A 22,339-nucleotide genomic window follows, 5' to 3' on the forward strand; every position below is an offset into this window, starting at 1 on the left:
GCGTGCTACTTTCCATGGATTGAGGAAGTATTAGTCATGTTTATAAGGTCGAGTTGAATATAATAAGCAAAGTATATAATAATCATTAGATACTAAATATGGTGATTTGAATGCAAACAAATAATATTGGCTTTCTTTTAACAGACATTATTCGTCTTATGCGCAGGGAATATTTAAACAGTGATTTATGTATGACCCCAATGCAAGCGAGGGCGTTGGTTTATGTCTCTCATTGTGAAGGTATTAGACAGGTGCAATTAGCTGAAATGATGGATATTCAACCTATCACGCTTGCTCGTTTAATCGATCAGCTAGCGGAGGATGAGTTAGTAGAACGTCGTCCCGATCCAAAAGATCGTCGTGCCTACGGATTGTATTTAATGGATGGTTCGGCGCCTTTGTTAGAAAAAATTGACGTAGAAGTTAAGCGAGTACGTAAGAAAGCCCTGCAAGGTTTAACAGAAGAACAGGTCAATGTTCTTCAGAATGCGCTCTCTGTTATGCATACAAATCTATCTGCGAACTAGACATCATAGAATTTACTTGGGGAAATATCGAAAATGAGCGAACAAGAAAAGAATCCATCTGTGCCAAAGCAAGTGGAAAAGCGTAAGACTCGTCGTTTTCTATTAGTGGCATTACCACTAGTGGTTATTTTAGTCTCTGTTTTTGTTTATTTGCATGGTGGTCGCTATGTTGAAACCGACAATGCTTATGTTCAATCTGATATCACGACCATTAATGCGGAAGTGTCTGGGGCCATTCAATCGATAGCGGTCAAAGAAAACGAGAAAGTTGCAAAAGGTCAGTTGTTATTTCGTATCGATGCTACTCCTTTTAAAGTAGCGGAAGCTAAAGCTCAAGCTCAACTACAGCAGGTCCGGTTAAACATACTGGAGCAAAAAGCGGCTTATGAAGAAAAAAAGGCTGAAATTAAACTTGCTGAAAATAAATATGCATTTAATCGACGTGAAGAGAAACGCCAAGCTAACCTGTTAAAACAAAAGTTCATTTCAGATACTCAGTTTGATCAAGCTAAGCAAGCCGCTGAAGTTAGCGAATTGAATGTCGCAACCTTGAAGAAAGATTTATTCCGTTTGAAAGAGGCTTTGGGCGGGGATCCGAGCGCGCCACTTGAGGATCACCCTAATTATCAAGCTGCTCAAGCAACTTTAGATCAAGCGCGTATTAATCTTGGTCACGTTGAAGTGCGAGCGCCTGCATCAGGTATCGTCGCAAAAGTCCCTAATAATGGTGAATACGTAATGGCTGGCTCAACCTCTATGGTTCTAGTATCAGATGAGAAAAAGTGGATTGCGGCAAACTTTACTGAAAAAGACCTTACATATGTTAAGCCTGGTCAGGATGTAGAAATTGAAGTGGATGCTTATCCAGATGTCACTTTGAAAGGAAAAGTGGAAAGTATTAGCCCTGCGACAGGGTCTGAGTTTTCAGTAATTCCTGCTGAGAACGCGACAGGTAATTGGGTGAAAGTGGCTCAGCGTCTAGCGGTTAAAATTGTGGTAGATAGCGATCAGAACACACCGGATTTGCGTACAGGTTTTAGTTCTACTGTCACAATAGATACAGAGCACCATCGCCGTTTATTCGGTATAGCGTTGTGAGGCGATAGAGATGGCGCTTACACAAAGCCTAAAAACGGAGAACGCGAGCACAAATCGCATCATGATCACGATATCTGTGATGTTAGCGACCATTATGCAGGCGTTAGATACCACCATTGCTAATGTGGCATTGCCACACATGAAAGGCGCCATGGGGACCACTCAAGATCAGATTTCTTGGGTGTTGACCTCTTACATTGTTGCCGCAGCGATTTGTATGCCTCTAACGGGGATTTTGTCCGCGCGAATTGGTCGTAAGCGCTTGTTTATGTGGTCAATTGTGGGATTTACCGTCTCTTCCATTCTATGTGGTGCGGCTCAGTCTTTGGATCAGATAGTGTTATTTCGTTTGTTACAAGGTGTGTTTGGCGCAAGTCTAGTGCCTCTGTCACAATCGGTGTTGCTTGATACTTTTCCTAAAGAAAAGCACGGTTCTGCGATGGCCATGTGGGGTGTTGGTGTCATGGTTGGCCCAATCTTAGGGCCCTACCTTGGCGGTCTATTAACCGAATACTACAGCTGGCGTTGGGTGTTTTATATCAATGTCCCTTTTGGCATTGTTGCATGGCTTGGCCTTGCTGGCTTCTTAGAAGAGTCAACACTTGATAAAAAGCGTCGCTTTGATATGTATGGTTTTGTACTGCTTGGTATTGCCATTGGTAGTTTGCAGATGATGCTGGACCGAGGCGAATCACAAAACTGGTTTGCGAGCTTGGAAGTGACAATAGAAGGTTTGTTAACCATCGTTTGTGGCTCCATGTTTTTAGTGCATATTTTTACTCATAGCCATCCTTTTATCGACCCTGACATGTTTCGTGATAGGAACTTCAGTGTGGGGATGGTGTTTATTTTTATTGTTGGCATCATTTTGTTGTCATCAATGGCGTTATTGCCGCCTTTTATGAGTTCGTTAATGGGATACCCTGTCGTTGATATTGGTGCCATATTGGCTCCGAGAGGCTTTGGAACCATGGCTGCTATGATGATTGTTGGTCGTTTGTCGAACAAAGTGGATGCTCGTTTATTTATTACACTGGGTTTGGTGCTGATTATTGTCTCTATGTGGGAAATGACTTTGTTTACCGCAGAAGTAACGGCATGGGACATTATTCGTACGGGATTGGTACAAGGAACGGGGCTGGGCTTTATTTTCGTTCCTTTATCTACTATCAGTTTTGCGACTTTGAACCCTAAATATCGTAACGAAGGCACGTCCATGTTTAGTTTGCTAAGAAACATCGGCAGCAGTATCGGTATTTCCGTCGTAACAACGTATTTGGCACAAAGGACCCAAATCAACCATGCCGCCTTTGCCGATTATATTAATCCTTTTAGTCTTGGCTTACAGATGGCGGAACAGCAAGGCGCTTATAACACAACCACAGCGGCAGGACTGACGGCGTTAAACCAAGTCGTGACTGGACAGGCGGCCACCTTAGCCTACCTGCAAGACTTTCGTTTGATGATGTGGGTAACACTCGCTGCGTTGCCTTTGGTGTTGTTGTTAAAAGGCAAACCGAAAGAGGCCAAGGAATAACATTTCTAAAAACTAAGTATTAAAAGCGCAAACGCTCTGACTTTTCAGAGCGTTTTTTTATCTATAAGAATGAGATCGATTTACGACTATCGACGAATAATGCTGACATACGCTAGTACTGTCTAAAGCCACACGTTATCATGCGCGTTATCTTGCAATTGGATTTGGTTAGTTTTGTTTGGAGGCCGTTATGAGCGCATCAGATCGACATTTTATTTTAGGCTATGGCAGTCTCATTAATGGTCAAAGTCGCGCGAAAACCGGTGAAACAGGCAAGGTTTGGCCTGTTAAGTTGCATGGGTTTGAGCGCCATTGGTCTGTCATGTCGTCTGAATACGGTATGAGTTCCGTTGCCGTTGTTCACGCTGCTGAAAAAGCGTGTAACGGTGTATTGGTGGAAGTGCCTTTTGATCAATTTCCCTTGTTTGATGAGCGAGAGAAAGGCTATCAAAGAGCCGTAATTGACCCTAAGCAATTGGCTACATATCAAGACCACCCTCTACCTGAAGGCACCTATTGGGTTTATCATACTGATGACGTCATTATGCCTGATGATGAGTGTCCGATTGCTTTAAGCTATCTAGATGTCATTTTGTCGGGTTGCTTAGAACATGGCGATGATTTTGCTCAGGACTTTCTAACATTCACCAAAGGCTGGGCATCGCCTTTGCTTAATGACCGAAAAGCACCGCGTTATCCGCGAGCACAACCAGAACTTTCTACTGAGCGTTTGAATACTTTATTGGCGCCTGTAACCACCTTATCAATAGAAGAGCTATCTGTATCTTATGAATCTTAATTCAACAAGCCAATTATTGGAGCGCAGTGAAGAAGAATTGGTCGGCAAAGTCTTATTTGCTAACCCGGAAGACACGTATCCGCTTGATTTAAGTAAAAAAGCGGACGTTTATGCTTGGTGCCAATCTAAAACGTTTCACGATGCATTGTTGCGTGTTGGCTTTGAAGAAGAAAAACTTTTATTTTCCGAACTCTGGACGCCAGAGAATGGAACTGATTTTGATCACGTGGTGATTTATCAGCCAAAAGCAAAAGAATTATTGGATTATCTACTAGCCGTCGTTTTGCCACTGCTAAAAGAAGGCGGTCAAATCTGGCTGGTGGGTGACAATAAAAGCGGCGTTAAATCCTCTATGAAGCGTTTAGAAGCGGGATTAGACGAGGTTGGTAAGCATGATGGCGCCAAACACTGTTTGCTTTATACCGGTTATAAGCGCCGTCCTGCCGCGCCATTTGTTTTTGAAGATTGGGTAATGACTTGGCAACAAGAGGTGGCTGGGCAAACATTCACCTTGTGCAGCTTGCCGGGCGTTTTTGGACACGGCAAACTTGATAAAGGCACTGAAATTTTATTAAACCAGCTAAATCAGCATCGCTTTATGAGTGACGTTGCTGGTGCTCGTATTCTGGATTTTGGTTGTGGCGATGGCATTATCGCTTTGTGGTTACACAACAAAACGGGTGCGCGTATTACGGCGCTGGATGATAGTGCCATGGCATTAAAGGCAACGCAGCTAACGTTTGCGCTGAACCAAGTGGATGATGCAGTGACTGTCGTGGCATCCAATGGTTTAAATGAAGTGAAAGGCCGCTTTAACTATGTGGTTACCAATCCTCCATTCCACAGTGGTGTGAGCACGGATTACAGTATTGCGGAAAGCTTTTTTATGACCGTGAAACAGCATCTTACTTTGAATGGCGAATTGTTTGTCGTGGCCAACGATTTTTTACGCTACCCGCCAATTCTAGATGCGGCCTTGGGCTCTCATACTCGTTTGTATCGAGACAAAGGCTTTGCGGTTTATCATGGCCGCCAACCGAAGAAAAAATAAAGTGATCGGCTGTTTGAAATAATACAAAAGCATCTATTTTTGAACTGACCCCCAATAGTTGGATATTTTGATTTATGGGGGGCTTTTTATTGTATTAGCAGGATGATTTGCTGCTATTAATTGTTGTTTCTGGTTACGTCAGCGATCTGTAAACGCAAGTTTTATACCCAACAAAGCAAAGCTCGCTGCAAAGGTTTTTTGTAAGTATCTTGCGATATGGGATGAACCGCTTAAATATTTGCGAGCTTTGCTTGCAAGCATGCCATATAAGATGAAGACGATTAGCGTCATCGTCATAAAAATACCACCAAGTAGTAACATTTGGTTGGTCGCGGAATTGCCATTTGAGGTAATGAATTGTGGTAAGAATGCTAAGAAAAAGATTGTTAGTTTTGGATTTAGCACATTAATTAAACAGCCTTTCAACGCAACTTGGAAGACGTTAATCATCTTATCTTCTGTTTTTTCGAATGCTAGTCCACCTGTTTCACGCCACATTCCCCAAGCCAGATAAAGTAAATAAGCCACACCGACAAACTTCACAACTTGAAAAGCCATAGCGCTGGTATTCAAAATAACGGCTAGGCCAAAGATACTGGCTAGCATAGAAGGCACTATGCCTAGAGTACAGCCTATTGCTGCGGCTAATGAAGCTCGAACTCCTTGAAACAGCCCAGTTGCAATTGTGTAAATAACCCCCGTACCAGGAATGAGTACTAGGATTAATGATGTGATCAAAAACTCCATGCTAATCATAACGAATGCCTTTCGCTGTTGTTAATATTTTTTAGATTATGAATAACGAGAGTAAAAATAAAGAGTTTAAGGTTTTTATTTAGTCGCTTTTATCATTACGCCCCGATCAGTAATCGGCTTTTAGAACCCAAGATGGGTTTTAATTTACCGATTAGCCACACCGAGCCATAGAATTGAAAGACAAACAAACACACAGAAGAAACAAGGCTGTAGACCACTGTAGTATTAGGTTCGATGTAACCTGCATTCAGTAAGATGTATTTTGTATTCCCCCACATCATCCCAAACAAAGGGTGCAAAAAGAAAACCGCAAAACTGACAGAGGCGATCATCACCAGATGTTTGCCTAGCTTTTCACCCACACAGTTGGTGCAAAAGCCGATAAATAAGATACACCAGCCCAATTTTTGAATGAATTGTAAGTCCAACCCGCCCCATTCAAATGCCGCCTTATGGTAGCCGCCAATGTGTTCTAAAGCGTAGGTTTGTAAATACAGTGAGGTTAGGACAGCCATAATCGCAGCGATTAAAAATCCGCGGTAGTGCTGCTTCATCCAGTTTAAATATTGCGAGTAGAGCATACCGAATAAATAAAATGGCGTGAAATAGACCAATGATTGCAGCACATTAGCGTTACCTTCTGGACGGTGAATGACCACCGATACCAAGGAAAACATAGCCAACAGAGAGAGCTTGGCAAACAGAGACAAATGCAAATAACGCAAGTGCAGGCCAGCGCACAAAAAAGTGGCCATAATGAAAGGAATATACCAATGTGGGAAAAGCACAAATCCCTGTTGTAAAAGTTTGCCACATTCGACTAAGGCTTCCCAAGGGCTGGCTTCACCAACAAACATAAAGACAAACCACTTCACAACAACTGCAAAGAGGGAAACAGCCAAGAAAGGCATGAGTACATTTTGGATTTTCTTTGAGATGAAGCGACGGTAATCAAAACCCGAAGCGAATACATGATGAAAAAAGAAGCCGGATATGAAAACAAATACGCCTGTGCCGCCACGTAAAATATTTTCTAGCAACAGAGGAAAACCGTTATTTGTATTGGTGACAGAATGACCAAGTACAATGAGCACAATCGCCAACCCACGCAAATAGTCGAACTCGACGACTCGGGTGGATTTTTGTTTTTTTACTAAGCTGGGAGACTCAGCAGAAGACGTTTGAGAAACCTCGATGTCTATCAGAGAAGGTTTTTTTGTCATGTTCACTGGCTTACATCCATGAAAGTGAGAGATTTAAGCTATTAAGTCGCCAGTTTCACTGGTAATCAAGGTCGTTAGCAGACAGTATCGAATATTTTACGATAATCATGCATTTTCGACGAGATTCTTACGAATTTATCGACAGATCTAGGTAAATACTTGCCGATCTGCTAGAGTCGCCGCCTACTATTATTTATTCCCTAACACTAGGAAGTCATTTTGAACAACAACGATATTTTACGCCGTCTTCGCTATACCTTTGACCTAAAAGAGCTGGAGATAGTGAATATCTTTGCCGCTGCTGATGGCATTGCCACTCAGCAGCAAGTAACCAGCTGGCTGAAGAAAGAAGACGATGCGGGCTATGTTGAAATGATTGATGTGGAAATGGCAACGTTTTTGAACGGCTTTATTAATACCAAGCGTGGTAAACGTGAAGGCCCGCAACCTGTGCCTGAAAAGCGACTCACCAATAATGCTATTTTTATGAAGTTACGCATTGCTTTGAACCTGCAAGCCGAAGAGATTCTCGACATCATGTCACTTGCTGAATTTAATCTTAGCAAGCATGAGCTCAGTTCTTTCTTTCGCAAACCTGGTAACCGTCACTATTGCGAATGTAAAGACCAAATCTTGCGTAACTTCTTGATGGGATTGCAAAAGCAATTCCGAGCGTAATTTCTAAGTTATTTCAAACCTTTCTTATTCCATAAAAAAGTTGCTGCTGGCTGGTGGCGGCTTTTTATGATCTTTTCACCCAGTGTACAAAGATTGCACTATATGGCTATTTCGTTGCTCTGCGCTTTGCGATATTGAAACCTCATAATAAATATAAATGATAAAAACAGGGTGATATCAATATGCTTATCAAAAATAAAGTCGCGCAGGCTGTTATTATTGCAGGGTTGTCTTCACAGGGGTTTGCTGTGGAGTTGGGTGATTTTAACGGTACTCAATTTAGCGTAGGTGGCTATCTAAAAGCCGAGGGCGTGTTTAATAGTCCAGATAAAGGTAAGAATACTTTTGAAGGAAGCGCTCGTCAGTCTCGTATCAATTTTGCGGCCAGCCGCACAGAAAATGGCCATAAAATAAGAGGTTTTATTGAAGGGGATTTTTGGGACAACAATACAAGCGCTGACAGCACTTATGCTTATCGGTTACGTCATGCCACAATCTCTGTGGATAATTTAACGGTCGGTCAAACGTGGAATGGGCAGTTTTTTGCGAACGCACCATTTGATACGGAAATGCTTAATTTCTGGGGGCTTGGTATAGGTTCCATCGCTGGTAATGGTGCTGTTATCAGGCCTGATCTTGTTGTGCACTATGCGACTAAAGGTTTCCGTCTTACTTTCCAAGACCCTGTTTATAGTGATGCAAGCTATCCAGACATGGTGGCTGCTTTTACTCATCGTACTGCAAGTGGACATGCTTTTAATGTTGCCGTTACGGGTCGTGATGTAGATATGACGCCTTCAATCACAACAGATAGTGAGTCAAAATTTGGTGCGGCATTATCTTTAGCCACAAAACTTAAGTTTGGTGATACGAGTTTGTCGCTTAATGGTTTTTCAGGTAAGGGGGCAGCAGTTTACGCTGGTTGGGGCTACTTAGGAGCTACTGGAGCCTCAGGTGTCGCAGAAGTTGATAGCAAGGGTGACTTGGTTACTGTCACTGGCTTCTCTACTGGTGTTAGCCATAAGTTTAACGATAAAGTGCGTGTGAATGTACGTTATGGTCAAGTTACCTCTAATGAAGTTTCGTCAACGCTCTCTGAAGACACACTGAAACTCTCTCTTGCTAACGTTATTTATACGTATCTACCAGGATTGGAATTTGGTGTGGAATTACGTGATCAGAATGTGGCTAACCGTCCGCCTTCCGCTGTAGGTGTCTCTTCTCGTCCCGCTGGTAAGCAAGTTGAAGTCATGGCTATGTATAAATTTTAGTTAAGAAAAGAGCAATGCCAAGAACAAGCAGGGCTTTACCCTTTTGCCTTGTTTGTTCTTTTTAACCTTTGTTAATTTGAAAATTCCCGCAATGTTTGTGACGGTAGCTCCCCTATCTGTTCTCGGTATTGAGCCGAAAATCTTCCCAAATTCGTAAAACCATACTTAAGTGCGACTTGTGTCACATTCTTAATGTGTTCATTACTTTTCAGCTCAGCATAGGCGCTTTCAAGTTTGAGGGAACGCACGTAAGCAGAAGGAGTGAGACCTGTCTCTCGTTCAAAAAGATTATAAAGAGACTTACGGCTGATTTCGCAAAGAGACGCTAACTCATCGATCGTTATGTCTGTGGTGATGTTATCTAATACATAATTACGTATACGCCCTATATGGCGGTGTAATGATTCGTTAGAAGTACTATTTTGGTAAATATGGCTATTAAACATGTGAAGAATCGCACTGCTTAATAGTCTGCAATAATAAATCAGTGCTCGTTCATAAAGCTCTGTCTTATCCTGTTGAAGCATGTCATTGAGCAGATTAAATAAAGGTCCGAATGTTGGAAATTGATTAACTTTGGTATCAAATTGAATCGGATTCAATGTGGATACATAGCCAAACTCTCGCGCCGTTTGATGAAAGAAATCCGCAGGAATTTTTACAATAAGCTTTTTACAGTCAGCAGAATCATTGGATATAAAATGCGCCTTGGGCATAATGACAATAGAATCATTGCTTTTAAGTGTATGCTTACTATCATGATTCTGCACTGTACTGCGACCAGCTAAGATTACATGTAGAAAATAAGCATCGGGTAATTTAGACGAGCTAATATGTGTTGGAACTCCCGCCGCATATTCTATAATCGAGAGTGGTCCAAATTCTTTATACCGCAAAGCAGCTGTTTTTTTATGATGCGCACTCTGTACTAAATGATGCTTGCCAAACCCCTTGTTCAACAAAAGACCAGCAAGAGTTTGTGCTGAAGCGTCCTCGATCTGCAGATCGAAGATAGAAAAGTCAAACTTCATATTTACACACCAATGCATTAATTATTTTTATAAGTCAGCAATCTAGCTAGAACTTTGAGTCTGTTTTACTGCGTCTATTGAGTGTAATGCTTGACGCTTTCACTTAGTCATCCATTTTTTAGGTATATGCATCAATTATTGATATAGAAAACAATATGTATATAAACGATATTGTTTGCTTTGGTAGAATCAGAAAGACATTTTTAATAGAGGAGAGGTAACTAATATGATTGCAAGAGAATGGAAAGCTCGTTGTCCCATATTGAAAAAAGAAGGCTTTATTGCCTATTTATATGAGACGGGTGTTAAAGATACTTCGGCTACTGAAGGTTTTAAAGGAGCACAAATTTTTGGCCGAGAAGTGGATGAGCTCACTTTTGAGGTAACGTTAATTACGTATTGGCCAACTCGTGAGTCTATTATTGCTTTTGCGGGTCAAGATATTGAAGTTGCCAAATTGTATCCTGAAGACGCTGAATATGAGTTAGATCCAGATACTTTTGTCCGTCATTATGAGGTGATAGAGAACCATTGGGTTTGAACTGGAAGAGATCAATCATTCCTTATCGATGAAGACTAATAGAGCCTGACCGAGAATTCGACTTGGTCACTTGAGCCAGCTTGGTCGATTAATGTGAGTTGGTAGTGTCCAGATTTTAAATTTTTTAACGTAATTTTCTTTTGCTGATCCGATAATAAAACGCTGTTTAAAAACCAATAAAAAGGCGCTTCGCCTCCTTCCGCAGAGATGGTGATGTCTCGGTTTTGTTGCTTCGGTAGCTGGAACGCATCCTGATTGGCTAGTCCATGGATACGCACAGTAGATTGGCGAACTATATTGCCTGTTGTTTTGCATCTAGGGTCCCAATTCGGAATCCGATAAGCTCGCCGTTGTTCAGTTGATAGCCAGTGCTCTAATGGCGCTGGCCAGACAATTACTTGACGGCGTTTTGCCTCAACCTGACAGGCTATATTGACGCGGAGTTTTGAGTCATTTGCCTGCCAAAATTGGAACTCTGATGGATTAAATGCGGTTTGCCGTGCCGCTGTGTTATACCAAGTTTTAGGAACGGTTCCATCGACAATATAAGCGTTGCGGCTTTCTTCACAGTTTGTTTTAACTCGGTCTCCTTGTGGCCAACATATCTCCATGTTAGACACGCTGTCAGGCATCAAAGGTTCAGGTCGTTGATCGTTTAGCCGTTGGTAAATATTGTTTAACAAGGGCACGGCAGTGACTTGCCCGTAATGGCCTGGTATGGGAATCCCGTCAGGTCTGCCAATCCAGACTCCTAATGTGTAGTGCTGGCTTACTCCTATTGCCCATGCGTCGCGGAATCCATAACTAGTACCTGTTTTCACCGCTAAGCCAGAAACTGAATCTGGATTATCTAATAAGATTTTGCGAATGATCCAAGCCGCGCCATCGCTTAAAAGCGGTTGCTGTGATTGTTTGTCTTCAGTACTAAAACGCAGAGGTTGTGCTTGGCCTTTGTTTCCAAGACTGGTGTAAGCATAGACAAGATCTTCTAAACTTGAGCCGACACCACCAAGCGCTACTGCCAAATTAGGTTTGGCCCCGGTCGGGAGCTTTAATTCTATACCTGCTTTTTTCATTTTTAAGAAAAAGTAAATCGGCTTTAATTGTTCCAGTACTTGCACCGCTGGAATATTCAGGCTTTTCTGTAGGGCGTAGGTGACCGATACAGGGCCACTGACACTGCCATTGAAGTTGTCTGGCTGATAGTCTCCAAATGTTAGTGGTACATCCATCAATAAACTTTCGCTATGAATTAAACCCTCATCTAATGCCATTCCATAGATAAAGGGTTTGAGCGTAGAGCCCGGTGAGCGAATGGCTTGAACCATGTCTACATAAGCGAAACGGCTGTTGTCGTTAAAATCCGCTGATCCGGCGTAAACTTTTACTTTTCCTGTCTTATTTTCAACAACCAAAGCGGCGGCTGAGACTTTTTGGCCAATACCATGGACATAATTTTTGAGTAGATCACTGACCTGACTTTGCCATTGGGAATGAATAAAGGTTTTGATTCGCGGGGCTTGGTTAAGCGTTACTAATCTGCGCGCGAGTAGAGGTGCTGATTGGAAGTCTGACTTTGTTGTCAGGGGGATGTCTTCAATTAAGGCATCATTTAGGCGTTCATCAGACCAGTGTTGATGTGTTACCAAGCGGCGCATGAGTTTATCTCGGGCTTGCTGGGCGCGCTCGCGATGTCTGTCAGGCCGATAATAGCTGGGGGCTTGCGGTAAGACGGCTAAGAGTGCTGCTTGTGCATCTGTCAGTTGTTTTACTGTATGACCAAAGTAGCCTAAGGAAGCCGCTTGAATGCCTTCATAAGTCCCTCCAAAAGGTGCGTGGTTTAGGTAATAAGTGAGGATATCCGCTTTACTAAAATGCCATTCTAACTGCAAAGCGCGAACGATTTCCTTGAGTTTTCCCCATACGGTTCTGGGTTCTGGGTAACGGATGCGAGCGACTTGCATCGTTAGCGTTGAGCCGCCAGAGACAACTTGGCCTGTGCTAATCCATTGCCAAGTGGCACGAAGGAGAGCAAATACATTAACACCAGGGTGCTGGTAGAAATATTGGTCTTCGTAAGTAATCAAGGCGTCTAGATAATTGGGGGAGACATCATCCAATGTCACAGGAAAGCGCCAAATACCATTCTCATCGGCAAAGTTACGCAAAATGGAACCATCTTCCGCGAGGACTGTTTGGCTTAGCGAACGGGATGTTAAGTCGACAGGTACGGCCCAGTCATATAGTAAGAAAGAGAAAAACAGCAGTATGCCGATGATGGGTAAACTGGCCCATAATCGGCATCGAACAAGTCGCCTTGTCATTAACGAGGTAATACTTCTATCGTATTGAGCGACGTACCAATTGCTCGATAATTGGGGCGATACATATCTTCTACAAACGGTGGTGCCACTTGATATGTACCAGGAGTAACCGCACGAGCTAGATAGTAAAGTTTCTTCACGGACCGAGCCGGAAGCTGCACGGACGCCACAAAACGATCATCGCGATATTCTTGGAAAGGGAGATTAATATTACGGAAGTAACTACTAAGTGGCTTATCGTCAATCACAATCTTGTCTAGATCGACGCGGCTGTTGCTGAGATTTTGGTTTTCTAATTCCAAACCAGCAGGTAAAAGATCAACTACTAAAGCCTCGGGGATTCGTAGATCGTTTATCGTAGCCACACTCAATTCCACAATAATCAAATCGCCACTGGTTAATTGTGCGGGTGTTGTTGGTTGGCCTGCTAGATCGTAGTACTGGCGACTAATACGTAACCCTTTGCTATAAGGTTGTGGCGTGCTTTTCGGTGCCCCCTGATATTGTAAACTGACATACAACTTTTGGTCCGCTGCAGTGATGCTTTCTAGCTTGCGCAATTGTTTAGCGTTAAAGACCGAGTGGAACGCTTGTTGTTTAATAAGCGACTGTTCACCTGAGGGTAATTGGATACTTGCATGCCATTCACTGCTTTTATTGGCGTATTGGTACGCAACTTTTAACAGTGCAATGCGTTCTTGCGTACTAAACCAACGCTTGTTATGCAGGCTTTCAATCATTTTGTCGGCTAGCTTACCGTCATTCAGCCCGAGTTCTAAAGCAACCGCAAGACTCAGTGCTTGATCACGTAAAACGGAGCCATAATCTTGGTAATAAGCATCGGATTTACGTTGGAATGTTAATGCCAGCTGGCGTGCTTGTTGGGCTCTGTTTGTATCGTTTAGTTGACTAAAAGCGCCGGCCAGATGCATCCAAGCCAGCCCAGACTCGTTTATCTCGGTTGTGGTCAATTTGCTGAGGGCTATTGTGTCATCCGCCTTATTAGAGGATTGGTCAAATAAACGGCGTACGTAGCTTAAGCTAATGGCATTTGCTTTGGCTAATACAAAAGCGGCATAAGCACGATAAGATAATTGAGTATAAGCTGAGCTTTCGCTCCACAAATCACTGGAGGAAGTATTATTAACAAAAAAGGTTAATCGTTTGATCGCACGGTTTAGCATATCCTCATCAATGACAATGCCTTGTTTACGAGCATCAACTAGAAACTCCGTAGCATAAACCGTTCCCCAACGAGACTCCCAGCTGCTCGAATTCCAGTAACCAAAACCGCCATTGCTCAATTGTTTCGCTTTCAGTTTTTCTATGCCATTCTGAATTTGTTTTTGGCGGAAGGCTTCCGAAAAAGGTTGCTTGAATGTTTGCTCAATACTGTCTTTCAAATCGAGCTGAGCGACCATGTTTTCATTTAGTAGAAGCCAAGGATAAGTCGAGCTGGTGGTTTGCTCTAAACATCCATAAGGATACTGCAATAAGTTTTCAAATTGGCTTCTAAAGTCGATCGCTGGGCGATTAGAAACGGTCAGCATGGCTTGAACACTGTTTTCTCTTAATGCATTAAGAGCAACGGTACTTAGGTTTAAATTAGGTTTCCATTGTTCGCCTGGCGCAAGCGTCGCTCCTAATTGATGGGTTGTCCATGGATAAGGGCTACGCACACCAAGTTGCCATGTTCGTGTAATATTTATGTCGTCACCATTATTGGCATTCAATGTGATGACGCCTTGGCCTTCATTATCTGAACCTGTTATCGGTATTGTTAGTACGATCTTTTCTTTATCGGCCAGTTCGAGACTTTGCTGCACGCCTTCGCTGATAACAGCGCCATTGATTTTTACAGTAACATCAAGTGTTTGCTTGGTATTGGAAAGGTTATGAAGGTCAATATTGATTTGGCTCTTATCTCCCATGGCAAGAAAGCGAGGCATGGCGATTTGTGAGACCAGCTTGTCAGCGACAACCATTTCATTGTGCGCACTGCCGTAACTCTGGTCGCCATAGACCACAACCATCCATTCCAATTTGCCATTGAAGTTAGGTAAGTCAAAACTGACATCTGCCGTCCCATTGACGAGAGCAATAGGCTCGCTCAAGAAGGAAACGATTTGCACGTCAGATTTTGGTTTTTGACCACCTCGACTCAGTTCTGCATCGGATTCATTAAAGGCATCGCCACCAAATTTTTGGCGTATCATTTCATAACCAAGATTATTAATAATCTTGCCATAGATATCGAAATAGGCGGCTTCAAAGCGACGCGGAGCATAAAAGTATTTCTCGGGTTGTGGCGGTGTATAGCGGGTAATATTCAACACGCCTTTATCGACGAGAGCGACTGTGGCATACAGTGGTTGATCGCCGAGTTGCGAAACATTGTTGACTTTAATATGAGCTTTGACCCGCTTGTTTGGTTGAACTTTTTCTGCTGTGATGAGTTCAACGTCTGCGATGGCATTTGGGCGAATAATAGGTAAATGCGTGATGCCTAATGCTCGCTTTGGGGCTACCTCTGTAACTTGGTCCGCAGGGGTTAAAACCATGGCCGTAACATACAGGTCATGTCGATTCCAATTTTGCTGAATATCGATACTGACTTCATTAGAACCTTTCTTGATGTTTTTACGCAGGCTGTATTGCACTCCGTTAGTGGATTCCACATTGATAATGCCTTCACCGGCAACAGGGCTGGTTAAACGTAGTGTGGCTCTATCGCTAGGTAAATAGTGATCCTTATCCAACGACATTTGCAGCATGTCAGGTTTTAAGTCGTGGCTAGTTTGTTTATCCCAGCTCCACTCGGTATCAAACTCAAAGGTACTTTTGGCACCGCTTTGCGACGTGACTTCTAGAATATATGTTCCCCATTGCACTGGAAAATCGACACTGACTGCGTTGCCTTTTACATCAAGGCTTTCGTTAGCAACGCCATAAATATGACTTTGATAATTCCAGTACCAACCTCGGGATTCATTGTATTCCCAGAAGTATTCACGGTAGTTGCGAGACAATCGAACATTGAGTTTGTCATCGACCGGTTTTCCTTCATGGTCGACACTCAGTAGCTTAAATTGCAGAGTCTGATTAGAAGCAGGTCGACCTTTAAATAATGGTTGGATACCGACTAATTTCTCGGTGCTTGGCAGCTGGATGACACTTTGGTTGCGTGTTATTGGTCGTCCACCACTTTCGTAAACGCTGGCACTGATGAGGTAGCGCAATGGGATAGAAAGAGTAGACCATTTATCTGGGATAGAAATCTGACCTTTACCATCGTTATTCAACTTGATTGCTGCGGTTTTAAAGGTACGGTCATGGATTTTTTCTTTGGCATTACCAAAGTAATAGTTTTTTAGTTTTGGAAACGGTGAGGTTGATGGTGAAACCATAACCACAGCGTCTGCTTCATTGCCTGCTGCGGGTGCGCCATAAAGGTAGTCTCCTTTAATAGGCACAGTAAAAGCGCTTTTAGGTACATAGTGAGTTTGATTGGGAAGATTATTGTAAAAGGAAAGCGCTAGCGTTTCCGGTAAGAATTCTTCAACTTGAAACCAATAAGTATCGACATATTCATTGTTAATACTGACTTCCAGACGCCATTTTCCTGTTGGCGCGTTTTCATCTAATGGCAAGTGAGTTTGATAAAGACTGGTGCCATCTGGCTGCCATGTGAACTGCTTTTTTCGTTCGCCACGGGCATCATAGAGCTTGGCTTGTAGAGGTAAATTGGCCACTTTTTGTCCGTCGTAATTACGCAGCAATAAATTGACTGATACGCTTTCCCCCGGACGATATAAGTCGCGCGGTCCATACATAAACATCTGCAAATCACGGTGTAGGCTGGGGACATTTGGATAGGCGGATAAGTCCAGCTCGTCTTGATCTAATTTGAGGAAGGTAATGCTATCACCATGGCGAGCCACCACGGATTGTGGCAAGTCATTGCTTGATAATTGATAACTGCCATCTTGTCCACTGTTGACGATTTGTTCGTGAGCGGCTTGCTTATCTGTCTTTGGCCATAAAAATCGTAGATTGATGTTGGCCATTGGTTTCGCTGTCGTAATGGAGTGACTGTAAACCACTAAAGAGTCTTTGTACTTTCTGACCTGTAGACCTATATCTGTGATGCTGAAAATGGCCGTGTCATAGGCGTAGTCATAGTCTCCAGGCTTGCGGATAATCGCGACATAAATACCAGGGGCATTTTTTTCTAAAACAGGATCTAAATTAAGATTGTAGGTCTGACGTTGATTGGCTTTAGCATCATTTTCATACCGTGCGGAATGAACTAAGTCGGCATATTGCTTTAAGCGTTTGAGACTGTAGTAATCATTCATTCCTTGAAAAGAGGTCTCGTCAAGAAAGCGATCTAATGCATTATCGCGAACTCGAAAAACATCTAAGTCCACCGATTTTTGATTGATGACGGTGACGGGAATACCATTTTGAATGTTGCCAACTAAGAAGCTGCCTTTGCCTGAAAAATTGGCACCGGGAGTGATTTTTCGCGTGTTAACGGTGCGTTTAAAGTGATGGATTTTGCCTTCATTGTCTTTTTCGGAGAGCGTTTTTCCATGAATAGAGGTCAGTTTGTCGTCTACTTTTATGGTGTATTCTGTGCTGGGCTCAACAAAGGGTAATACCCACTGGCGGCCATTGTTTTGGGGTATCCATATATTGCCTGTCGTAGGGTTTGGAGTCACCGCAATGAATTGGTTTAAATAGCTTTGTGGATCAATGGCTTCGGTAAAACGAATGACTAACGCCGGAGCATCGTCCTGGGTTGTCTCACTGATATCGGAAATATAGAAGTCTGCCGCATAAAGTGAACTAGACAGCAGCAACAAACTGATCCAAATAAGGTGGAGACCTGATAGAACTGACCGCATGACAAGCATTCCTTTTGCGTTGATATGTGGCTGGATACTATAAGAAGAACTTACCTGTTTCAATTTATTCAGCCCGATCCCAACCCCACCTAAAACCGAAACAGCTTTAGGTGGGGTTGGGATGGGCGCATACTATCTACATCCTTGTAGATTCTGCTTATTAAGTACTTTCGTTAACCTATATGAACATTGTCTGGCGAGGCTTTGGCAAATGCATCTAGAGCTTTACAGGCGTCTGAAATAGCAACTATTTTATGGCAGTTGGAATAATCGACATTCCATCTGTCTGCATTATAAAGTTGTGGTATAAGACAGATTTCAGCCAGCCCTGGGTTGCTGCCTCCAATGAAGGGAGCGGGCTCTATACCGACTAAGAGAGCTTCAAAGGCCTGTAGACCTTTGGAAATAAAATGTCTCATCCAGTCTTCTCGTACATTTTCTCTACCTGGAACAATGTTCGTTAACTGAGTCAGAACACCCAAGTTACAAATAGGATGTACATCCACAGCAAGAACATGCGCAAGAGCGGTTATTTTAGCCCGTTCTATTGGCTCGTCTGGATAAAGGAACAGGCCTCGAGTGACTTGCAAATAATCTAATATGGCTAACGATTGGGTAAATAGCTGACCATCTATTTCGAGTACAGGGACGAATCCCTGGGGGTTTCGAGTTAGATGCTCAACAGACTTTTGTTCTTGATCCAGTAGGTTCACCGGAACCGTTTTATAGTCCAATGCCAATAGGTTAAGTGCGACTCTTAATCGATAACTTGAGGACGAACGCCAATAATCATAGAGAATGATGTCACTCATATTTCTTTACAACTTGTTCAATGGCACCAAAGATAGACTGATTGTTTTGGTCTTTCATTTCAATCCGCACAGTATCGCCAAATTTCATAAAGCTTGTATGTGGTTGGCCGGAGTGAATGGTTTCGATCATACGGATTTCAGCTATACAGGAATATCCAACACCACCGTCTTTAATGGGGGTGCCAGGGCCATCGTTGAGCTTGTTTGAGACTGTACCTGAACCAATGATAGCGCCGGCTCCTAAAGGTCGAGTTTTCGCAGCATGAGAGACTAAGGTGCCAAAATCAAATGTCATATCAATCCCTGCATTAGCGCGCCCGAATGCCTCATTGTTATAGTCGATGCATAACGGTAGGTGTACTTTGCCGTCTTTCCAGGCATCGCCAAGCTCGTCTGGTGTCACGGCGACGGGAGAGAAAGTTGAAGAGGGTTTTGATTGGAAAAAGCCGAAGCCTTTACCCAACTCCTGAGGAATCAAGCCGCGTAATGAGACGTCGTTTACTAGCATAATAAGGCGAATCGCCTTAGAAGCTTCTTCTGGTGAGGCTCCCATTGCAACATCGTCAACAATGACGGCAACTTCACCTTCCATATCTATCCCGTAAGCTTCATCAGCCACGTAGATTGGGTCACGAGGAGATAAAAACGCATCTGAGCCACCTTGGTACATTAAAGGATCTGTCCAAAAGCTCGCTGGCATTTCTGCATTTCGTGCTTTGCGCACAAGTTCTACGTGATTGACATAAGCTGATCCATCAGCCCATTGATAAGCTCGTGGTAAAGGGGACATTGCGTCGGCCTCAATAAATGCGGTAGCGTCTTGGCTAGTTCCAGCATTCAGTTGTTGAGCAATACTTTCGAGCTTGGGAGCAAGGCTTTGCCAATTATCTAATGCGTATTGTAGTGTTGGAGCGATGTTCGCCACATTGGTGCAAACTGTTAGATCTGTAGAGACAACAACGAGAGCGCCATCGCGAGTGCCGTTTTTTAATGTAGCTAATTTCATATTAGTAGAATCCTCTTTGGCTTTTGTAAAAGGCCTATTTATTATTTTGTTCCTGGAGTGCCATCGAATTTTTTCTCAATAGCATCCCAGCAGCTTTGATAGTTATCCTGCAAGGGAGCTTCTAGTGCTGAGAAAGGGGTTAAATGTTGAGGGAACCGCGTTTCAAACATAAAGGACATGGTGTTATCTAGCTTCTCCGCTGTTAATTTGTCATTTGAAGCACTTTCAAAAGCCGGTGCGTCCGGTCCGTGAGGAAGCATCATGTTGTGAAGGCTGATGCCTCCAGGGACAAAACCATCTGGCTTCGCGTCATAGATGCCGTAAATATTGCCCATAAGCTCAGACATAATATTCTTGTGGTACCAAGGTGGTCGGAATGTATTTTCGGCAACCATCCAGCGTTCACGAAATAGTACGAAATCTATATTGGCAGTGCCTTCTACTCCTGATGGTGCAGTAAGCACGGTGAATATAGATGGATCAGGATGATCAAACAGAATAGCGCCAACTGGACTGAACGCTCTTAGGTCGTATTTACATGGAGCATAGTTACCATGCCATGCCACAACATCTAGAGGAGAGTGGTTAATCGTGGTTTCATGAAACTGACCACACCATTTTACCGTTACTTTAGAGACAACTTCTTTATCTTCAAAAGCCGCTACTGGGGTTTTAAAATCGCGTGGGTTCGCTAAACAATTTGCCCCAATTGGACCACGATTAGGTAAATCAAATTTCTGTCCATAGTTTTCACAAACAAAACCTCGAGCGGGACCATCAAGAACGTCTACTCGGTAAACCAGCCCGCGAGGTAAAATGGCAAACTCTTTAGGTTCTATGTCTATTATTCCAAGCTCAGTGGCAAAACGTAAACGGCCCTCTTGAGGAATGACAAGAAGCTCACTGTCGGCTGAATAGAAGTATTCGTCCTCCATGCTTTTGGTGGCGATGTATATATGAGTCGCCATCCCAACCTGAGTATTAACATCCCCTGCGGTTGTGATCGTTTTCATGCCGGAAATAAAGTTGGTTTCCTGTTCAGAATAAGGGATAGGGTCCCATCGATATTGCCCAAGACTAATAATATTTTCATCGATGCAAGGAGCCGATTTCCAATAGGCCATTTCAACCTTCTTGAATTTCGCTGTGTGTTTTACGGATGGCCGTATTCTATAGCACCATGTACGTTCATTTTGTCCTCGTGGTGCTGTAAACGCGGTGCCTGATAACTGCTCTGCATATAGTCCATATTCACATTTCTGTGGGCTGTTCATTCCTTGCGGTAAAGCATTAGGAAGTGCTTCCGTTTCGAAATCATTACCAAATCCGGGCATATATTTCATAGTATGTGTCTCTGTCATATTGAACGATTCACTAAAAGAGATGGCTTTAAAGAAGTCATCAAAGACTCGTATGGCTCATCCTTCATGGAAGATCGTTTAAACGCTTAATAAATGTTTATTTTTGTTGTTGATGGATCCAGACCAGTCAACCCGCTTTATACCTATTTCCTTTCTCAAGGCTGTGCTTTTGATAGGCCTTGAGTGACTTCTTTTCATCATCTTGAGCTAAAAATTGGCAGATCATAGCCAACAAATTTAGTCAAAACCAAGTCGGTAAATCGTGTAAAAAGAGATGTTTTTTTTGATCTAAATCATCTTTTTGTTGCCAACGAGGCAAGCTTTAATTAATACTATACATAAAATAAACGCATTTACCAATAATAAATCAAAGAGGGTTTTGCAGTGAAATTCCAATCTTTTCTATGTGCTACAACATTAGCTTTTACTATGATCCAGCCTGTTCAGGCTGCAGATATCAACTTAACAATGTCCCACTATTTACCTCCGGTGCAGGGGTTACATACTGACTTTTTAGAGCCTTGGGCGCGTGAACTGGAAGCGAAAACAGAAGGCAAGGTAAAAGTCGATATTCAGTCTGGAGGTTCGGCGCTTGGTAGTATTAATAAGCAATGGGATCAAGTATTGGATGGTGTTGTTGACATCTCTTTTGGCTTGCAGGGCATCCCTCGAGGACGTTTCCCTTGTTCACAAGTTATGGAGTTACCATTCCTGACAGACAGTGGCGAACAAGCAAATACGATCTTTTGGAAACTTTATAAAGAATCACTGAAGTCAGAATATGAAGATGTAAAAGTATTAGCTTTAATGACTCATGATCCAGGTGTGCTAGCCACAACGGGTGGTAAAAGAGTTGAAAAACCGGAAGACATAAAAGGTCTGCGTATCCGTGTACCTTCTCCTTATGTTGCCGCCATGATTAAAGATCTTGGTGGTATTCCCGTTGGTATGCCGCCAGGACAAGTGTACGAAAGCATGCAAACCGGGTCCTTGGATGGTGTGGTTTTACCTTGGGCGGGTTTAAGAGAGTTTCGGATAACTGAAGTGGCGACCAATGCGATTGAAATAGGTGCTTATACCACGCCTTTTTATTTCGTTATGAATAAAGACAAATTTGATAGTTTGCCGAAAAGCGTGCAAAAAACCATTGACTCTATCTCTGGAGACAAGCTTGTAGCGAAGTTTCCTGCTTGGTGGGCGAAATGGGGCAAGGGCGGACCTGCTCAGATTACTCAGGCCGGCGGTGAAGTGATTAAACCTGATGCTGCTTTACGTAAAGTTTGGATTGATGCCACGGCGGCTACAGTAAAACAGCTTGAATCAGATTTAAGCCAGCAGTGCCCTAATGGAAAAGAACTTATTGCAGAGGCTCGTCGGTTAAGTGCTGGTGAGTAAAAAGCGATTATATGGGCTC

17 protein-coding genes are annotated in these 22,339 nt (G+C 43.0%); 9 read left to right on the forward strand and 8 right to left on the reverse strand.

Annotated features, from left to right (window positions below; translation table 11 throughout):
- Positions 1–110 precede the first annotated feature (110 nt).
- From C0J08_RS00210 to C0J08_RS00230, 5 genes are all read left to right on the forward strand, one after another.
- A complete protein-coding gene (locus C0J08_RS00210) occupies positions 111–527 on the forward strand; it encodes a MarR family winged helix-turn-helix transcriptional regulator (protein WP_212654137.1) in 417 nt (138 codons plus the stop codon).
- A gap of 33 nt (positions 528–560) precedes the next feature.
- Positions 561–1,625: an HlyD family secretion protein gene (locus tag C0J08_RS00215; protein WP_212654138.1), complete on the forward strand. Its 1,065-nt coding sequence runs from the start codon at positions 561–563 to the stop codon at positions 1,623–1,625.
- Between the two features lie 10 nt (positions 1,626–1,635).
- Positions 1,636–3,162 carry a DHA2 family efflux MFS transporter permease subunit gene (locus C0J08_RS00220; protein WP_212654139.1) on the forward strand — a complete coding sequence of 509 codons (1,527 nt, stop codon included), beginning with the start codon at positions 1,636–1,638 and terminating at the stop codon, positions 3,160–3,162.
- A gap of 190 nt (positions 3,163–3,352) precedes the next feature.
- Positions 3,353–3,961, forward strand: a complete 609-nt coding sequence (locus C0J08_RS00225) for a gamma-glutamylcyclotransferase family protein (protein WP_212654140.1) — start codon at positions 3,353–3,355, stop codon at positions 3,959–3,961.
- Complete coding sequence (locus tag C0J08_RS00230) at positions 3,951–5,012, forward strand: class I SAM-dependent methyltransferase (RefSeq protein WP_212654141.1); 1,062 nt, start codon at positions 3,951–3,953, stop codon at positions 5,010–5,012. The genes C0J08_RS00225 and C0J08_RS00230 overlap by 11 nt, the downstream gene beginning before the upstream one ends.
- A 138-nt stretch (positions 5,013–5,150) precedes the next feature.
- Here the strand turns inward: C0J08_RS00230 and C0J08_RS00235 are convergent, their stop codons facing one another.
- Both C0J08_RS00235 and C0J08_RS00240 read right to left on the reverse strand, forming a co-directional pair.
- Positions 5,151–5,768, reverse strand: coding sequence for a LysE family translocator (locus C0J08_RS00235; RefSeq protein WP_212654142.1), 618 nt, complete (start codon positions 5,766–5,768; stop codon positions 5,151–5,153).
- Between the two features lie 95 nt (positions 5,769–5,863).
- Entirely contained in the window at positions 5,864–6,991 is a 1,128-nt protein-coding gene (locus C0J08_RS00240) for an acyltransferase family protein (protein WP_212654143.1), read from the reverse strand.
- A 219-nt stretch (positions 6,992–7,210) separates the two neighbouring features.
- Here C0J08_RS00240 and C0J08_RS00245 point away from each other — a divergent pair, with 219 nt between their 5' ends.
- Positions 7,211–7,669, forward strand: coding sequence for a YehS family protein (locus tag C0J08_RS00245; protein WP_212654144.1), 459 nt, complete (start codon positions 7,211–7,213; stop codon positions 7,667–7,669).
- Positions 7,670–7,851: 182 nt separating this feature from the next.
- The gene (locus C0J08_RS00250; protein WP_212654145.1) at positions 7,852–8,940 is read left to right on the forward strand and encodes a hypothetical protein; all 1,089 of its coding nucleotides are present in this window, start codon (positions 7,852–7,854) and stop codon (positions 8,938–8,940) included.
- Between the two features lie 71 nt (positions 8,941–9,011).
- Here the strand turns inward: C0J08_RS00250 and C0J08_RS00255 are convergent, their stop codons facing one another.
- On the reverse strand, positions 9,012–9,971 hold the full coding sequence (locus tag C0J08_RS00255) for an AraC family transcriptional regulator (RefSeq protein ID WP_212654146.1): 960 nt from the start codon (positions 9,969–9,971) through the stop codon (positions 9,012–9,014).
- 226 nt (positions 9,972–10,197) lie between these two features.
- Here C0J08_RS00255 and C0J08_RS00260 point away from each other — a divergent pair, with 226 nt between their 5' ends.
- Positions 10,198–10,512: an antibiotic biosynthesis monooxygenase gene (locus C0J08_RS00260; protein ID WP_212654147.1), complete on the forward strand. Its 315-nt coding sequence runs from the start codon at positions 10,198–10,200 to the stop codon at positions 10,510–10,512.
- 35 nt (positions 10,513–10,547) lie between these two features.
- Here the strand turns inward: C0J08_RS00260 and pbpC are convergent, their stop codons facing one another.
- From pbpC to hmgA, 5 genes are all read right to left on the reverse strand, one after another.
- Positions 10,548–12,836 carry a penicillin-binding protein 1C gene (gene pbpC / locus C0J08_RS00265; protein WP_212654148.1) on the reverse strand — a complete coding sequence of 763 codons (2,289 nt, stop codon included), beginning with the start codon at positions 12,834–12,836 and terminating at the stop codon, positions 10,548–10,550.
- Entirely contained in the window at positions 12,836–17,746 is a 4,911-nt protein-coding gene (locus tag C0J08_RS00270) for an alpha-2-macroglobulin family protein (protein ID WP_212654149.1), read from the reverse strand. The genes pbpC and C0J08_RS00270 overlap by 1 nt, the downstream gene beginning before the upstream one ends.
- A gap of 173 nt (positions 17,747–17,919) precedes the next feature.
- Complete coding sequence (gene maiA / locus C0J08_RS00275) at positions 17,920–18,558, reverse strand: maleylacetoacetate isomerase (protein ID WP_212654150.1); 639 nt, start codon at positions 18,556–18,558, stop codon at positions 17,920–17,922.
- Entirely contained in the window at positions 18,551–19,564 is a 1,014-nt protein-coding gene (locus C0J08_RS00280; protein WP_212654151.1) for a fumarylacetoacetate hydrolase family protein, read from the reverse strand. The genes maiA and C0J08_RS00280 overlap by 8 nt, the downstream gene beginning before the upstream one ends.
- Positions 19,565–19,605: 41 nt before the next feature.
- Complete coding sequence (gene hmgA, locus C0J08_RS00285; protein WP_249344445.1) at positions 19,606–20,907, reverse strand: homogentisate 1,2-dioxygenase; 1,302 nt, start codon at positions 20,905–20,907, stop codon at positions 19,606–19,608.
- A 402-nt stretch (positions 20,908–21,309) separates the two neighbouring features.
- On the opposite strand from hmgA, the gene C0J08_RS00290 reads away from it, so the two are divergent.
- The gene (locus tag C0J08_RS00290) at positions 21,310–22,320 is read left to right on the forward strand and encodes a TRAP transporter substrate-binding protein (RefSeq protein ID WP_212654153.1); all 1,011 of its coding nucleotides are present in this window, start codon (positions 21,310–21,312) and stop codon (positions 22,318–22,320) included.
- Positions 22,321–22,339: the final 19 nt, after the last annotated feature.

The sequence above is a fragment of the Marinomonas sp. CT5 genome, from assembly GCF_018336975.1.
Classification (GTDB): domain Bacteria; phylum Pseudomonadota; class Gammaproteobacteria; order Pseudomonadales; family Marinomonadaceae; genus Marinomonas.

Coding starts and splice junctions, on each gene's coding strand:
- C0J08_RS00210 (WP_212654137.1), top strand. CDS start 111: ATGCAAACAAATAATATTGGCTTTCTTTTAACAGACATTATTCGTCTT.
- C0J08_RS00215 (WP_212654138.1), top strand. CDS start 561: ATGAGCGAACAAGAAAAGAATCCATCTGTGCCAAAGCAAGTGGAAAAG.
- C0J08_RS00220 (WP_212654139.1), top strand. CDS start 1,636: ATGGCGCTTACACAAAGCCTAAAAACGGAGAACGCGAGCACAAATCGC.
- C0J08_RS00225 (WP_212654140.1), top strand. CDS start 3,353: ATGAGCGCATCAGATCGACATTTTATTTTAGGCTATGGCAGTCTCATT.
- C0J08_RS00230 (WP_212654141.1), top strand. CDS start 3,951: ATGAATCTTAATTCAACAAGCCAATTATTGGAGCGCAGTGAAGAAGAA.
- C0J08_RS00235 (WP_212654142.1), bottom strand. CDS start 5,768: ATGATTAGCATGGAGTTTTTGATCACATCATTAATCCTAGTACTCATT.
- C0J08_RS00240 (WP_212654143.1), bottom strand. CDS start 6,991: ATGACAAAAAAACCTTCTCTGATAGACATCGAGGTTTCTCAAACGTCT.
- C0J08_RS00250 (WP_212654145.1), top strand. CDS start 7,852: ATGCTTATCAAAAATAAAGTCGCGCAGGCTGTTATTATTGCAGGGTTG.
- C0J08_RS00255 (WP_212654146.1), bottom strand. CDS start 9,971: ATGAAGTTTGACTTTTCTATCTTCGATCTGCAGATCGAGGACGCTTCA.
- C0J08_RS00260 (WP_212654147.1), top strand. CDS start 10,198: ATGATTGCAAGAGAATGGAAAGCTCGTTGTCCCATATTGAAAAAAGAA.
- pbpC (WP_212654148.1), bottom strand. CDS start 12,836: ATGACAAGGCGACTTGTTCGATGCCGATTATGGGCCAGTTTACCCATC.
- C0J08_RS00270 (WP_212654149.1), bottom strand. CDS start 17,746: ATGCGGTCAGTTCTATCAGGTCTCCACCTTATTTGGATCAGTTTGTTG.
- maiA (WP_212654150.1), bottom strand. CDS start 18,558: ATGAGTGACATCATTCTCTATGATTATTGGCGTTCGTCCTCAAGTTAT.
- C0J08_RS00280 (WP_212654151.1), bottom strand. CDS start 19,564: ATGAAATTAGCTACATTAAAAAACGGCACTCGCGATGGCGCTCTCGTT.
- hmgA (WP_249344445.1), bottom strand. CDS start 20,907: ATGAAATATATGCCCGGATTTGGTAATGATTTCGAAACGGAAGCACTT.